The sequence below is a fragment of the Ruegeria sp. BB1 genome, from assembly GCF_056539465.1.
Map to the genome: position 1 here is coordinate 818,306 of NZ_JBQFVB010000001.1, position 14,905 is coordinate 833,210.

Consider the following 14,905-nt stretch of genomic DNA (forward strand, 5'->3'; position numbering starts at 1 on the left):
TGTGATTGATTGGCGAACTATCCTCGGCCAGGGGCTGCTTTGACAAACGAAAGAACTTTGGTCTTAGGTATTAGTGACTCTAATATGTAGGTTACAAATGCCCAAAACCCTGCCCCCGCTCACGTGGTTCAGATCGTTCGAAGCCGCCGCACGACGGCTCAGTTCCACCGCAGCCGCTGATGAGATCGGCCTGACGCAATCCGCCGTCAGCCAACAGATCAGATCGCTGGAAACGCGGTTGGGTGTGGTGTTGTTTCACCGCCACGCGCGTGGCCTGTCGTTGACCGACGAGGGCCGCAAGCTGCTGCCACAGGTCGAAGCCGCGCTGGAGATGCTGCACTCGGCGGCGTCACCGTATCTGGCCGAGGAACGCGCGCGTCACCTTACCGTTGCGGCGTCGGTCAGCGTGCTGGAATGGGTGATATCCCCTGCGTTGCCGCAATTCCGGTCGCGAAACCCGGACACATCCGTGCGTTTTGTCAGCACGATCTGGCCGGATGAATACTCGGCCTCTCGCGCGGATATCGAAATTCGGTTCGGGTCTGCGAAACAGGTGGGTCGGGACGCAACCGAACTGTTGCCCAATGACCTGATCGCCGTTAAATCACCCCAGTTGGACGGCGACCTACCGGACCTGCCGTTGATCGAGGCGGTCGGCACATCCGGCAATTGGTCGTCCTGGTCCGAGGCAACTGGGTACAAAATCCCAAGCCCCACCTTCTACGTGGATTCTTACGGTCTCGCTCTACAACTCGCCACCACTGGAAACGGGGTGGCTTTGGTCAACGCTTTGGTCGCGGAACACGCATTGCGCACCGGTCGGGTCATACGTGCCACCGAAGCCTCGGCCTCCGCAACCGAAGGGTATTTTCTGGCGGCCCAACGCCGCTCGCCCGAGGTAGACGCATTTCTGGAATGGTTTTCCGGCGCACTGCCTGAGGTAAGTCGCATTTAACGTCTGATTCAAACAAGTGGATGTCGCATCTGAGGATATCCACAGGCCGTATTTTAGTGAATTCTGGCGAAAAAGGTCCGATTCATGCGATATTCCGGCTTCCGAGTCATCAAAGAGGCGCTCACCGGCCACAAAGGGTGGAAACCGGTCTGGCGTGAGCCCGACCCCAAGGCGCATTACGACATCATCGTCATCGGCGGTGGTGGTCATGGGCTGGCAACAGCGCACTACCTGTCCAAGGTCTATGGTCAGCGCAATGTGGCAGTGGTCGAAAAAGGTTGGATCGGCGGCGGCAATGTGGGGCGGAACACGACGATTGTGCGCTCGAACTATATGCTGGACGGGAATGAACCGTTCTACGAGTTCTCAATGAAGCTGTGGGAAGGGCTTGAACAAGACCTGAACTACAACGCCATGATGAGCCAGCGCGGGATCATCAATCTGTTCCACACCGACGGTCAGCGAGACGCCTATACAAGGCGCGGCAACGCGATGATCCTAAATGGCGCGGATGCCGAGTTGCTAGATGCGGATCAGGTCCGCAAAGAGCATCCCTATCTAAATTTCGACGATGCCCGCTTTCCGATCAAGGGCGGCTTAGTTCAGCGCCGCGCGGGTACTGCCCGTCATGACGCGGTGGCCTGGGGGTTTGCGCGATCGGCTGACCTGCACGGCGTCGACATCATCCAGAATTGCGAGGTCACAGGCCTGCGGATTGAGAATGGCAAATGCCTGGGCGTTGAAACGACTAAGGGCTTCATCGGCGCGAACAAAGTAGGCTGCGCGGTTGCGGGCAGTTCCGGCCGCGTGATGGGAATGGCCGGAATGCGATTGCCCATCGAGAGCCACGTTTTGCAGGCGTTTGTTTCCGAGGGTCTGAAACCGGTTCTGCCCAGTGTCATCACCTTTGGCGCGGGCCATTTCTATGTCAGCCAATCCGATAAGGGAGGGCTGGTCTTTGGCGGTGATATCGACGGCTATAACACCTACGCCCAACGCGGCAACTTGCCCGTGGTCGAGGATGTTTGTGAAGGCGGCGTGGCCTTGATGCCAATGATCGGCCGCGCCCGTCTGTTGCGGATGTGGGGCGGTGTGATGGACATGTCGATGGATGGCTCGCCCATCATCGACCGTACGCCGGTCGAGGGGCTCTATTTCAACGGCGGTTGGTGTTACGGCGGGTTCAAGGCAACCCCAGCCTCGGGTCATTGCTTTGCGCATCTGTTGGCGAAGGACGAGCCGCACCCGGTAGCCACCGCCTACCGCCTCGACCGGTTCCAGACGGGCCGGATGATCGACGAAAAAGGCGTGGGCAACCAGCCCAATCTGCACTGAGGGGACTGTACAATGATTATCAACCATCCCCTTTTGGGTCCGCGCGATGCCTCGGAGTTCACATATCTGGGTGATGCCTCACTGATCGATCGCCCGGACTGGCAGTCTGAAAACGCAGCTGAGGCGTTCTATGAATACGGCTATGTCCGCGACAACCCGGCCGGTGAGCATCAGGAACTGTGGTATCACGAGGCCGGAGACCGATCCTGGCTGGTCGTAACGCGCAACACGCTGACGCATGAGATTTCAAAGGTGGAACTGGCCCGTGACGTGGCCCGCGCACGGGGGCGGTCCAAATGACGCAGACAAACCGGCTGAATGGCGGCCAGATCGACCGCAACACCTCTTTGTCCTTCAAATTTGACGGGCGCAGCTATACGGCGCATCCCGGCGATACTCTGGCCTCGGCCTTGCTGGCCAATGACGTGCGGCTGATCGGGCGGTCGTTCAAATACCACCGCCCTCGCGGGCTGCTGACCGCCGGGTCCGAAGAACCCAACGGCATGGTCGAACTGCGCACCGGTGCCCGCAAGGAACCCAACACCCGCGCCACAACAATTGAAATGTTCGACGGGCTTGAGGCGAAGTCGCAGAACCGCTGGCCCAGCCTGAAATTCGACGCGCTGGCCGTGAACGATATGTTCTCGAACTTCCTGTCGGCAGGGTTTTACTACAAGACCTTCATGTGGCCTGCCGCGTTCTGGGAAAAGCTCTACGAACCGATGATCCGCCGCGCCGCCGGTTTGGGATCGCTGTCGCAAGAGGCTGACCCGGATGAATATGACAAAGGGTTCCGTCACTGCGATCTGCTGATCATCGGCGCTGGACCCTCTGGCCTGATGGCTGCCCTGACCGCAGGACGTGCCGGGGCAGACGTTATTCTGGCGGATGAGGATTTCACCCTTGGTGGACGTCTAAACAGCGAGACCTATGCGCTGGGTGACCACAGCGCCCCGGACTGGGCGGCTCAAGCGGTTGCAGAGCTATCGTCTTTGCCCAACGTCAGGCTTATGCCGCGCACCACAGTCATCGGCGCGTTTGACCATGGCGTCTATGGCGCAGTGGAACGGACTGGGGATCATTTAGCCACCCTACCAGTGGGCAAACCCCGTCAGATTCTATGGCGTATTTACACTCAAAAAGCACTGCTTTGTGCCGGAGCCACGGAGCGCCCCATCGCGTTCGAAAACAACGACCGGCCCGGCATCATGATGGCCAGCGCATTGCGAACCTATGCCAACCGGTTCGCTGCCACCGCGTCGCAACGTGTGGCGATCTTTACCAACAATGATGACGGCCATCGCACCGCAGCCGATCTGCATGCCAAGGGCGTCACAATCACTGCCGTCGCGGATGTGCGCGAGGACGCACCTACCTGCTATGATTATGAGGTCCTGAAAGGCGCACAAGTTATTGATACCAAAGGCCGCCACGGGCTGACCTTTGTCGAGGTCGCCTTGGCTGACGGCTCAACCCGTACTCTGGAAAGCGGGGCGCTGGGCGTGTCCGGCGGCTGGAACCCGAACGTGCATATGACATGTCACCAGCGCGGACGCCCGATCTGGGATGACGCTTTGGCCGCCTTTGTGCCCGGAGAAAACCTGCCCGTCGGCCTGTCGGTTGCTGGTGCTGCAAACGGGGTGATGTCGACACATGGCGCCCTGCAATCCGGTGCGGAAGGCGCGGCCAACGCGCTGGAAATGACAGGTGTCCTGCCCGACTTGCCCGAAGCTGAGGATGCTCCTGTCTCGCAAACGCCATTCTGGTATGTGCAAGGATGCAAGCGCGCCTGGGTGGATCAGCAGAACGACGTAACCGTTAAGGACGTCAAGCTCAGCTATCAGGAAGGGTTCCGATCAGTCGAGCACCTGAAACGCTATACCACGCTGGGCATGGCAACGGATCAGGGCAAGACCTCGAACATCACCGGCCTTGCGATCATGGCCGAGGTGGCCGGCAAGTCGATCCCCGAGGTCGGAACCACCATATTCCGCCCGCCTTACACGCCCGTGCCGATTGGCACTTTCGCGGGCCGGATGAAGGGGCAGGAATTTCACCCGACCCGCCTGACGCCCTCGCATTATTGGGCCAAGGAACGCGGCGCCGTGTTTGTCGAGGTTGGCAACTGGCTGCGTGCGCAGTGGTTCCCCCTGCCCGGTGAAACCCATTGGCGGCAGTCCGTGGATCGTGAGGTACGCCAAACCCGCGCCTCGGTCGGGGTGTGCGATTGTACGACACTGGGCAAGATCGACGTGCAGGGCACCGATGCGGCCGAGTTTCTGAACCGCATCTACGCCAATGGCTTCGCAAAGCTGGCCGTAGGAAAAACCCGGTACGGACTGATGCTGCGCGAAGACGGAATGGTCATGGATGACGGCACCGCCGCGCGGATGGCCGAGGATCACTTCGTCGTCACCACAACCACGGCGAACGCTGTAAGTGTCTACCGCCACATGGAATTTGCGCGCCAGTGCCTGTATCCGGACATGGATGTGCAGTTGATTTCAACCACCGAAGCCTGGGCACAGTACGCCGTGGCCGGCCCCAATTCGCGCAAACTGCTGCAAAAGATCGTGGACCCAGAGTTTGATCTCTCGAACGACGCCTTCCCGTTCATGGCCTGTGGCAACGTCACCGTCTGCGGTGGGCTACGGGCGCGGTTGTTCCGAATCTCGTTCTCAGGCGAGCTGGCCTACGAAATCGCGGTGCCCTCACGTTATGGCGACGCGCTGATGCGGCGGCTGATGGCCGAGGGTGAGGAATTTGACGTGGTGCCATACGGCACCGAAGCGCTGGGCGTGATGCGGGTCGAAAAAGGCCATGCCGCAGGAAGTGAACTCAACGGCACCACCACGGCACTGAACCTTGGCTTGGGCAAAATGGTGTCAAAGAAGAAAGACAGCATCGGTTCGGTCCTGTCCGAACGCGAAGCTCTGGTCGAGCCGGATGTCCTGCGACTTGTCGGGATCAAACCTCTGCAACCCGAAGATAAGGTCACAGCAGGCGGACATCTGATGAACAGCGAAGGCCTAGTCGATGCGGCGCATGATCAGGGGTATGTCACTTCGGCTGTCTACTCGCCGATCCTCAACAGCAATATCGGTCTGGGCCTTGTGAAAAACGGGGCTGAGCGGCTGGGCGAGAAAATGCGTCTGGTCTCCCCCCTGACTGACCTGACCGTCGAGGTGGAACTTGTCTCGGCCCATTTCGTCGACCCTGAAGGAGAGCGTCTACGTGCATGATCTTGTTGCTATAACCGCCCTGGGCGGGACTGACCCGCACGTGGACACCGTCGGAGGTGTCACATGTACCGAAATGCCCGGCGTGGCGCTGGCTTCGGTCGCGGCCCGGATGGGGCAGGAAGACAATACTGCCGCTTCTCTGGCCACGTTGATCGATGCCCCCACCCCCGATATTGGTCGCTGGGCCGGTACAACGATCAGCGCGTTCTGGGCCGGCCCCGATCAATGGATGATTGAGGCCCCCTTTGACACCCACGAAGCGCTTGCCGAACAGGTCAAAACCGCCACGGGAGATGCCGCCTCGGTCACCGAGCAAACGGACGGCTGGACGCGGTTCGACCTGAACGGAGATCATATTCCTGCGGTTCTGGAACTCCTGTGCCAGCTTGATCTGCGCAAGCTTGACCCAGGCAGCGCGGCGCGCTGTTCGATCCATCATATCGGTTGTTTTGTTCTGTGCCGTACACCCGAGAGCTTCAGTTTCTACGGTCCACGATCCTCGGCCGGTTCACTGCATCATGCCCTTTTGACGGCGATGCGCTCGGCACTTTGATCCATCGGTCAGACCGACGGGAGCGGCGCGTTATCTTCAACGCGAAAACGGTTGATTCTGCGGCGATCTTCGCTGGGGCTTAACCCGAAGGCCGCCCGATAATGCGTCACCAGAGGCGCGACAGAACCGTACCCGACGGCTGAGGCGATCTGGGGGATCGGGTCTTTGGTATAAACCACCATCTGCCGCGCAGCCTTCATACGCATGGCGCGGTAATAGTGGCTGGGGCTTTGACTGGTTGCCTGTTTGAAAGCCCTTTCGATCTGTCGGGGCGTCACCCCCATCCGCTGCGCCACCTCTGCCACGGAAATCGGCTCGCTCATATGCGCAGCGAACAACGCAACACTGCGGGAAACCAGAGGCGGCAGGTTATCGCCCGTGTCGGGCGCAGTTGCTCTGGGTACCTGCTGTTGCACACCGGCGCCGCGCATCATCGGGTGCTGGAACCAACAGGCGACTTCATGTGCGACGTCCCCACCCAGCCTATCCTGAATAAGATGCAATGCCAGATCAAACCCTGCCGCCGCGCCCGAAACGGTTGTTCGACTGGCATCTCTGACGATCACTTCACTGCGGGCATCCATGTCAGGGAATTCCGCTTCGAACGCGGCCTCATAACACCAATGAACCGACACCGGATGACCTTGCATGACACCCGACCTAACCAACGGAAAAACACCCGCGCTGATCCCGCCCAGAACCGTCCCGTGGCGGCCTAGACTGCGCAGGGCACCGTTGCCAAAACTCGGGTTGTCGAAGACCGAAGTCGGACTGCTGAGAAGGAAAACAATGTCAATGTCCTTGCAGGCTGCCAGAGATCGCTCGGCTTCGAATCCGACACCTGCGCTGGATTGGACCTTTTGGCCATTCTCGGAAATCAGCGACCAGAGGAAAGCTTCTTGCCCCGCGATTTCATTGGCCGCCCGCAGAGGCTCGATCACCGAGGTCAGGCAAGCCATGGGAAAGCCATCAAACAGCAAAAAGCCAATCTCGATTCTGTTTTCAGTCCGCATGGACCTGTCCTAGCAGGAAATCCGCCGCTGCCCTAAGCGAAGTTTCAAGCCCAGCGGATCAACCCGATGATGGCTGATGTTGCGTAAAACCCCTGTAGCAAAAGAAATGTCCAGCGACGATCGATCACAGCCCAGGCTGCGAACAGACCCGACGACAATAGCAGAAGCGTAAAACCCAACAGCTCCGCCCCGATATTCGAAGCGATCAGCAAGGCATAGGCCATCGCCAAAACGGACCCGGTGATTTCAAACACCGTAGTCAGATTGCGACGCGAGGTTTCGAGTTTTTCCATGCTTCACCCCTGTCCTGCCATGCGGTTTATCGGAGCGGGCTCAGTGATAAAAAATGTCATTTTGGGCCTTTGATGTTTTGTCTTTTCCTGTGACTAGACCAAGGTTATCATGTGACTCAAATGAATGATTGTCATTCGGTGATCGTATTTTGTCATATGGCGACACATGAACGAACGTCTGGAAATTGACGCCCTGCGCGCCTTGCTGGCCATTGCGGCACATGGTGGCGTGACCCGCGCAGCGGAACATCTGGCGCTGTCTCAATCTGCGGTCAGCCACAAAATTCGTCGGCTAGAGCAGGCGTTGGATTGTAACTTGCTGGCCCGCCGCGCCGGTGGCCCCTTGTTTACCGAGGCCGGTCAACGGCTGTGCGACTATGCACGCCGGATCACTGATTTGCATGACGAAGCGTTGTCATCTTTGGGCAAGAAACCTCTGACCGGAACCATCCGCTTGGGCATGACCGAGGACACCGCCACAAGCGACATCGCCCGAATTGTGGGTCGTTTCACGCGGTTGTACCCTGACATTCGTGTCCGCACCCGCACCAGTCAAAGCCTAAACGTGCAGACCTGGTTGAAAGCCGGAGAGTTGGATGTGGCGGTGATGCAGATCTTTCGCCAGGACATTCTGCCTGACGATTTGATCCTGTTTGAAGACACGCTGCACTGGGTCAAATCGCCGGAATTTCACTTGGATTTATCCTCACCCGTGCCATTTCTCTCCTTCGATAGCCAATGTTTTTACAAACAATGGGGCATGGGACGAAAGCTGCACCAGTTCGACAATGTTCTAGAGTGCCCGAGTGCGGCGGGCATCCAATCGGCGGTGCGGTCGGGTTTGGGTGTTGCATTGTTGAACGGTATGCACATCACTTCGGACATGGAAATCATCGACAAGCTTTTCCCTGTCCCGCCCCGTATCGCCTTTGTCGCGCGCACGCATCTAAAGCGCCGAAACCCGGCTGCAATAGCTCTCATTCAAGAAATCCGTAAAGAGGTTGAGACCACGATGCCTGTGACCGACGCAGGCTGAGTTAACTCGCCCCGAGATTGAACGCTTTGGACATGCGTTCCCGGCGACGTTCGATCGATTTGTGAAACGCCAACTTGCTGAACAAAACAAGCGGGAACATCACCCGTTCCCCTAGCCCGTCGATGATGACCAGCTTTCCGCCGCGTTCCTGCGCGCGGACGATGTTTTCAAACCCCATGTCACCGACAATGATCTGCCCTTTTTTGAGATCGTCCATCAGTTCCATGAACTCATCATGCAGCCGTTGGCGCGCCTCCCTGTCCGACGCAACCGCGCGCTTTTCGGATTGCAGGGTCGGCGCAAGCCCACCATCTGAACCGGTCAGTTTTTCAACAACCAATGCCGGGCCTTGCGACGTCGGCGCATACCCCATGAACCGCGCGAGGCGTTCGATTTCCGGGCAGCCGCGATTCAACGCGGCCAGATATTCGTTCGCTTCTCGATTCCACTGCCGCAGATTGCCATAGCGCCAGGCCGCATATCGCGGAATCGTATGATGTCGAATAGGTTCATCCACCCGAACTTTCAACAACGCGCCTTCAATTTCAGGGTGTTGGAAAATCTTGTAGTTGCGGCTTTCGCGCAGCGGGGTGTGGCCGCTTAGGTCAATCATGTCTGTCAGGTCCCAATCATGAGAAACGTGCGCCGCAGGGGCACTTAGTGCTAAAATCAGTGCCCTTCATAGGGCGTTCTGATTTCCGTGACAATTCACCTTTGTTTCAGCCTGAACTAGCGATGACGCTTCCTGAACCTGTTTGATCAACCAGTTCCGAACCGCCTCGGCGACCTTTGCCTGTCTGGGCGTGCGTTGGGTGACGACGTGGTACCCCTCTTGCACCGGGGTTGCAAAAGAAACGGGTTGGCACAAGCGCTTGGCCTCAAGGTCCCCAGCGACAAATTCCCGGTTGGCCAGCGCGATGCCTTGCCTGGCGATTGCTGCATCGATGGCCAGCGAAGTCTGGCTGAACGCCATGGTCTTTAGCCCGGATACAGGCACCTCTCCCAAAGCGGCCTCCAGAAACAGGGGCCACTGGCCATGGGTGTCTTCGAGCAGAACATGGTTGATCAGGTCTGCAGGCGACTGAATGGGGCTATGCCCTGACGCGAGATCAGAATGGCAGACAGCGATCAACTCTGCAGAAAACAAAGGCTCGGAGACCAATCCCGGACCAAACGGTGGCTTACCCTGCCGGATCGCGATATCGACCCCGTCCGTCTGGAAATTCGCCAGCGTGTTCGACGCATCCAGACGTAGCCGGATATCGGGATGATCCTGTGCGAAATACCCCAATCTCGGCACCAGCCACCGTGTAGCAAAAGAAGGGGTTGAACTGATCGTGGCAACAACGTCTTGCGGTGACAAGTTTGCGGTTGCCTCGGCCATCAAGTCAAAAGCGCGACGGAGCGGTGCAAGATAGGCCCGGCCCTCATCAGTCAGGGACAGCCCTCTGGCCTGCCTGTGGAACAGCTTGATTTGCAATACTTCCTCAAGCGCCCGCACCTGTTGGGCCACAGCGCCTTGCGTGACGCCCAACTCATCAGCGGCCCGGCTGAAGTTCAGATGGCGCCCTGATGCTTCAAACGCCTTTAATGCGTTCAAGGGGGGTAAATTACGCATGGTTAGGGATTCAACACGATAGATTTTCTACAAGGTTAAGGCAGAATTACTGATTGGTCAAACGCCACCGCTGACGCCATTTTTCATCCTAGATAGACATAATGAGGTGCAACATGTCGGACAACAAAGTCGCAATCATCATGGGCGGCGGCAGCGGCATGGGCGCGGAAAGCGCCCGTCGTTTGGCAGCTGATGGGTTCAACGTCGCCATCCTGTCATCATCGGGTAAAGGCGAAGCATTGGCTTCTGAATTGGGTGGCATCGGCTTGACTGGCACCAACAAGTCCAGTGCAGACATGCAAAGGTTGGTGGACATGGCCATGGACCGCTGGGGTCGCGTGGATGTGTTGGTGAATTCAGCTGGTCACGGCCCCCGCGCCCCGGTTCTTGAGATCAGTGATGACGACTGGCACGAAGGGCTAGAGGTCTATTTCCTCAACGCGGTAAGGGCCGCGCGGATCATCACCCCGATCATGATCGACCAAAAGTCCGGAGCAATCATCAACATCTCGACCTTCGCGGCGTTCGAACCCGACCCGGTGTTTCCAACGTCTGGTGTGATGCGGGCGGGTCTGGCAGCCTACACCAAATTGTTCGCGGACAAACATGCGACTGAAAATGTGCGCATGAACAACGTGCTGCCGGGCTTCATTGACAGCCTGCCGGAAAACCCGGACTGGAAGGCCCGCATCCCGATGGAACGATATGGCAAGGCCTATGACGAAATCGCAGCAACCGTAGCTTTTCTAGCGTCGGACGGTGGAGCATATATCACCGGCCAGAACATCCGAGTAGACGGTGGACTGACACGGTCGGTGTAACACCGGCGACCGCCCTGCCCCGGCTCATAACGCTGTACGGTCATTTGCTGTTATCCGCCGGGCTCTGGGACTGGGCCTTTTGACCGGCCCAAAGCCCTATATCGTCGCCGTCGATAATGATCGCCAGATCCCAGAATTTTCGGATCTCTTCTTCAGCGAACTGCGCAGCCATCGGTTCATCCGGTACGCGCTCAACGCGGAAGCCGAACTGCTCAAATCCGCTGTAATCTATGCGGCTTAGAATGACCGGATACACCTCGCGTTCCAACGCGGCTGCGGCAAGAAATCTTGCCACATTGTATACTGATTTCATGGGGCTCACGATCCGAACACCGATATGCGTTGGCCCGCCCTCATCCCGTTCCCAAAGAGCAACGGAAGGGATCAGGCCCATTTCAGGAAATACAACATTCCCGTGCGGCTTGGGTTCTTGATCGCCAGAGATCAGATCATCCAATTGAACAGGTCGTTTAGGCGTTGTTCTGCTTAGGATATCGTACCATGAAATATCTGTCATTTTCTGCACTTGGCCTCTGCAATGATTTCGGCCGCTTTCGCCGCCCCCGGTTCTGGCAATTCAATTTTATTCAACGCGGTCCGATAGACCTCCAGATCACCTTGATCCAGGCAGTCTGAAACCGTTCGCTCGAGTTTCATGAACTCTTTCTCGGTGATGATCGCGCACAGATCGCGGTCAGCCAACGCCTGGGCGCGTCGTTCCTGATTGTCCAGATACGGTGCTGATTGGGGGATCAGGATTGCCGGAATCTTGTTGTACAGGATCTCGAGAACAGAATTGTATCCCGCCGCCGAAATGACCAAATCCGCGGCCAGGCAAAGGGTTGTGGCCTCAAAGGTCTGAACAACGTGAGTATTTGACCAACCGAAGGTGGCCGGCTGAACCTTGCTGCCCGGCCAGGTTACGACAAGATGCAAACAGTCTGACCGGTCCTCAAGCATCCCGGAAATTGCCTGAAGTTGCGCCGACCGGTCCGACGCCACGCCGCCGCCTAACATGCTGACAACCAGATGATCAAACTCACGCCCGAACCGTTCAGCCAGCCGACCCCTAAGTCCTTGGCGTTCATCACCCGACTGGACCACACGGCGAAAGATCGGGCCAACGTTGCGAACGTGATCGCCGTAACTGTAGGTGTCGTTTAGCTCTTCAAAGGCTTCGGATGGCACTATGACCTTGTCGAATACGGCCTCACGCTGGAGCATTCTTGGCCTGGACCGCCCATCAGGCCACAACCCACGCCGTATCCAAACCGCCGACAAGTTGCGCTCAAGGATCGTTCGGTAGACGGAATCAAAGACATAGCCTCCGTCAAACACCAACCTGTCATTTTCCTGCAGAGCTGCGCCAAGTCGGCGGTAAGTCAGGATATCGTTGCCATTAAAGTTGGCTGATACTTCAGTCCGCTGAACCAGAGGGATACTGTCCATGCCTTCGCGGCGCACAAGTGGAACGCAGCTGGGAAAGGCCGCAAAAATCGGGGCTATATCATCCGGCAATTCTTTGGCAATGATAGCGCATCGCTGAGCGTGTCCCAATCCAACCCCGTTGGTTGGAAAAAACACTGTTCGCTGTGCCATTCGAATAGGTTCGCGTTTTTGGGGCTTTAGGTCTGCTGCCTTTTCCAACCGGGAAATGTCCACCGAATGCAGCCACTGGGATTTTGTCGCCTGTTCAGCCACCCCGGCAAGGTTCTCAAGTATCTTCCCTGTGAGGTACCCGTCCAGCGCAAGCGGCGTTTTGGGCCCGATCAAAGCCGGGGCGCCGGAGGACACAATGGCCTCATCATCCGTGCAATCTATCGCGACCCCACCAGTGGCGATCAGCTCGACTGCAAGTGCGGCCATGCGAACCCCGGCGACACCATGACCAAACATCACCAGGACATCTGTCGTTTTTGCCAAAATACGGGCGGAAAGATCGGTATACAAAATAGTCGGCAGATCATGAAAGGGCGACTCATTGATCACCTTGTTCTGCGCCCCGTTGACGATAAGTTGCAGAGTATAGTCACTGCGATTGCTCATCCGGGCCAAGCAAGAGAGCGTCTCGGGTGCGTCAAGTTCCATGGACCCCAAGACCACGGCGACATTTGGCTTTTCGACCGCCGAACGAGCCGTTGGCCGAATGTCTGCGACCAAGGGACAGGCCGCCGAAGGTAACATCGAGCGCGGCTGGAAGTCCGTAAGGTCCAACACCGTGGCTTCACGCCCAAGGGCATATGCCAGACGCGCCTTTGCACCGATATAACTTTGCTGCGTTTCGAAACGGCCCGTGGCAACCACTGGTACGTTTGCCGCCAGTTGCCTTTGCCGCAGGGACGCAAGAAGAAGATCATCAATCTCTTCGGCGCCAAGCACAAATACCCTTTCGACCTCATGCTCGCCCGGATCGACCAGAAACTTGGCAGCATCGTAAACCCGGCCGCGACCTGCGTCTTTCGGCAAGTATTCGGCATCGATACACACGTTAAAACCGCGTGCGGTCAGCTGATCGGCAAAGATCAATTGCGCATCAAAGGTCCGCAGCGAGCGCGTGCCGGCCTCGATAAAAATCATTTCATAACCCCGCTGTCTGCGGTCAGGACATTTGACAACATTGCCCTGAAACTCTCTGCCGAATAACGCTCCAGCACCTTTTGCGACCGTGAGACCTGTTCATGATATCGCTGCGGCTCAACGACCAGATCAGATATGACCCGGTCCACGTCGCCCGGATGACACGTAAGGACACCATCGCCGAAATTTGCCCCGGTTTCCGGATTGGTAAGAACCACTTTGCCAGCGGCCAGCGCTTCGGTCACGACGCGACCAAAGCTTTCTTGCCAGGTCGGCGCCGTAAAATAGACGTAGAAATCGATCATTCCAAAAAACTCGTCCACACTAATGGCGTCAAAAGGCAGCAAGGTCCAATGGGCCCGAAGAACACCCGCGTTTAGCATGGCATCAGCACCCAGAATGACATTGCTTTGAGAATGCTCGGGAAAGCACATGTCGAGGTCGGAAAGCGATGGGAACTTTTCAAACCCCGGTCGTGAATGCCTGCCCCGACGGTCCTGTGGCTTTTCGCACGGAGGACTTACATCCGTATGGCAGATGTTGAACCAGTCGGTGTCCCGAACCCTCCACAGCCTTGCTAAGCGCGAGCTGTCCAACCAATCGTTCACGGTCTTGCGATTATGGGGTGAAATCGGAGCCAGGGTGCGCCTCAGCACAAAAGATGACGCCTCAATCTGGTTCAGGCAGCCGGAAACGTCGAACCCTTCCTCGCCGCCCGGACGCAAGAAATTTTCATGAGTCACCACGATCAGATCACGGGCAAAAATTTTTGTGTTCAGTGCCTCGTTGAACTTTAGAAACGATGGATTGTGCAGGATCACGTAATCTGCACTAATACGCGGTGCATCCCAAATCAACGGGATGTGCAATTCGTCCAGCACCTGCCGCAGTGCCGGCGCAACAGATTGATTTTCGCCAAATGTTCGCGAAGTTATCGCGTGCACCTCTAGCGTTCCAAGGTCCACAGCCACCCGTAGTTCGGCCGCAACTGCTGCTGACGTTCCACCGGAAAACCGCGGTTCAATGATGTAGGCGATCTTTGGACGCACTGAGCAATTGATGGCCTCAAGCGCCGACATAAGCTTTAATGCGCCAGCTCGTTGTCGGTCGCAGCAGCCGCGGTACCGGCTGTCGGTCCGGCGGTATAGCCAAAGTTCAAAGTGCCCGTGGACGCGGCCTCGTAAAAGGTGCGCAATTCGACCGACAGTTCATCGGTTCCGGTCAGCAATCCGGGGTTTCTTTCCAGATACGAGCGTAGCGCCTGGGTGTCGTTGGCCGACAAGAGTTGATCGATGGCAAGGAGATGCTCAAGCGTGATCTCAGCGCGCGCATCCTGCGCCGTCGTCAGAAATAGTAGCGCGGTTACTATGCCAATAAGTCTGCTTTCAGTCATTTTACAAAAACCCGTCGATACTTTTTAACTTTACACAATTCAACTTAGTCCTTCGCACTTACCCTATAA

General features: G+C 57.4%; 15 protein-coding genes. 7 read left to right on the top strand and 8 right to left on the bottom strand.

Translation table 11 applies throughout. From position 1 onward, the window contains the following. The first annotated feature begins 97 nt into the window (after positions 1–97). From ACR0AL_RS04150 to ACR0AL_RS04170, 5 genes are all read left to right on the top strand, one after another. Complete coding sequence (locus tag ACR0AL_RS04150) at positions 98–955, top strand: LysR family transcriptional regulator (protein ID WP_480662048.1); 858 nt, start codon at positions 98–100, stop codon at positions 953–955. An 84-nt stretch (positions 956–1,039) separates the two neighbouring features. Next, the gene (locus ACR0AL_RS04155) at positions 1,040–2,290 is read left to right on the top strand and encodes a sarcosine oxidase subunit beta family protein (protein ID WP_480662050.1); all 1,251 of its coding nucleotides are present in this window, start codon (positions 1,040–1,042) and stop codon (positions 2,288–2,290) included. A gap of 12 nt (positions 2,291–2,302) precedes the next feature. Next, positions 2,303–2,590: a sarcosine oxidase subunit delta gene (locus tag ACR0AL_RS04160; protein ID WP_170393802.1), complete on the top strand. Its 288-nt coding sequence runs from the start codon at positions 2,303–2,305 to the stop codon at positions 2,588–2,590. Next, a complete protein-coding gene (locus ACR0AL_RS04165) occupies positions 2,587–5,532 on the top strand; it encodes a sarcosine oxidase subunit alpha family protein (protein ID WP_480662052.1) in 2,946 nt (981 codons plus the stop codon). Before ACR0AL_RS04160 ends, ACR0AL_RS04165 begins: the two co-directional genes overlap by 4 nt. Next, positions 5,525–6,085, top strand: coding sequence for a sarcosine oxidase subunit gamma (locus ACR0AL_RS04170; RefSeq protein ID WP_480662054.1), 561 nt, complete (start codon positions 5,525–5,527; stop codon positions 6,083–6,085). Before ACR0AL_RS04165 ends, ACR0AL_RS04170 begins: the two co-directional genes overlap by 8 nt. A gap of 8 nt (positions 6,086–6,093) precedes the next feature. Here ACR0AL_RS04170 and ACR0AL_RS04175 read toward each other — a convergent pair whose 3' ends face one another. Both ACR0AL_RS04175 and ACR0AL_RS04180 read right to left on the bottom strand, forming a co-directional pair. Beyond that, positions 6,094–7,098 carry a GlxA family transcriptional regulator gene (locus ACR0AL_RS04175; protein WP_480636437.1) on the bottom strand — a complete coding sequence of 335 codons (1,005 nt, stop codon included), beginning with the start codon at positions 7,096–7,098 and terminating at the stop codon, positions 6,094–6,096. A gap of 44 nt (positions 7,099–7,142) precedes the next feature. Then, a complete protein-coding gene (locus ACR0AL_RS04180) occupies positions 7,143–7,391 on the bottom strand; it encodes a hypothetical protein (protein WP_170348495.1) in 249 nt (82 codons plus the stop codon). Positions 7,392–7,557: 166 nt separating this feature from the next. On the opposite strand from ACR0AL_RS04180, the gene ACR0AL_RS04185 reads away from it, so the two are divergent. Continuing rightward, entirely contained in the window at positions 7,558–8,427 is an 870-nt protein-coding gene (locus ACR0AL_RS04185) for a LysR family transcriptional regulator (RefSeq protein ID WP_170348494.1), read from the top strand. A gap of 1 nt (position 8,428) precedes the next feature. On the opposite strand, the gene ACR0AL_RS04190 is transcribed toward ACR0AL_RS04185, so the two are convergent. Further along, complete coding sequence (locus ACR0AL_RS04190; protein ID WP_170348493.1) at positions 8,429–9,040, bottom strand: YrbL family protein; 612 nt, start codon at positions 9,038–9,040, stop codon at positions 8,429–8,431. A 66-nt stretch (positions 9,041–9,106) separates the two neighbouring features. Continuing rightward, on the bottom strand, positions 9,107–10,045 hold the full coding sequence (gcvA, locus tag ACR0AL_RS04195; protein ID WP_170348492.1) for a transcriptional regulator GcvA: 939 nt from the start codon (positions 10,043–10,045) through the stop codon (positions 9,107–9,109). 113 nt (positions 10,046–10,158) lie between these two features. Here gcvA and ACR0AL_RS04200 point away from each other — a divergent pair, with 113 nt between their 5' ends. Then, positions 10,159–10,866, top strand: coding sequence for an SDR family oxidoreductase (locus ACR0AL_RS04200; protein ID WP_480662056.1), 708 nt, complete (start codon positions 10,159–10,161; stop codon positions 10,864–10,866). A 40-nt stretch (positions 10,867–10,906) separates the two neighbouring features. Here the strand turns inward: ACR0AL_RS04200 and ACR0AL_RS04205 are convergent, their stop codons facing one another. The 4 genes from ACR0AL_RS04205 to ACR0AL_RS04220 are packed head-to-tail and all read right to left on the bottom strand — an operon-like array spanning position 10,907 to position 14,836. Then, on the bottom strand, positions 10,907–11,383 hold the full coding sequence (locus tag ACR0AL_RS04205) for a hypothetical protein (protein WP_170348490.1): 477 nt from the start codon (positions 11,381–11,383) through the stop codon (positions 10,907–10,909). Beyond that, on the bottom strand, positions 11,380–13,443 hold the full coding sequence (locus ACR0AL_RS04210) for a glycosyltransferase (protein WP_480662058.1): 2,064 nt from the start codon (positions 13,441–13,443) through the stop codon (positions 11,380–11,382). The genes ACR0AL_RS04205 and ACR0AL_RS04210 overlap by 4 nt, the downstream gene beginning before the upstream one ends. Next, complete coding sequence (locus ACR0AL_RS04215) at positions 13,440–14,522, bottom strand: glycosyltransferase family protein (protein ID WP_480662060.1); 1,083 nt, start codon at positions 14,520–14,522, stop codon at positions 13,440–13,442. The genes ACR0AL_RS04210 and ACR0AL_RS04215 overlap by 4 nt, the downstream gene beginning before the upstream one ends. A gap of 5 nt (positions 14,523–14,527) precedes the next feature. Continuing rightward, positions 14,528–14,836, bottom strand: coding sequence for a hypothetical protein (locus ACR0AL_RS04220; protein ID WP_480662062.1), 309 nt, complete (start codon positions 14,834–14,836; stop codon positions 14,528–14,530). Between the last annotated feature and the right edge of the window lie 69 nt (positions 14,837–14,905).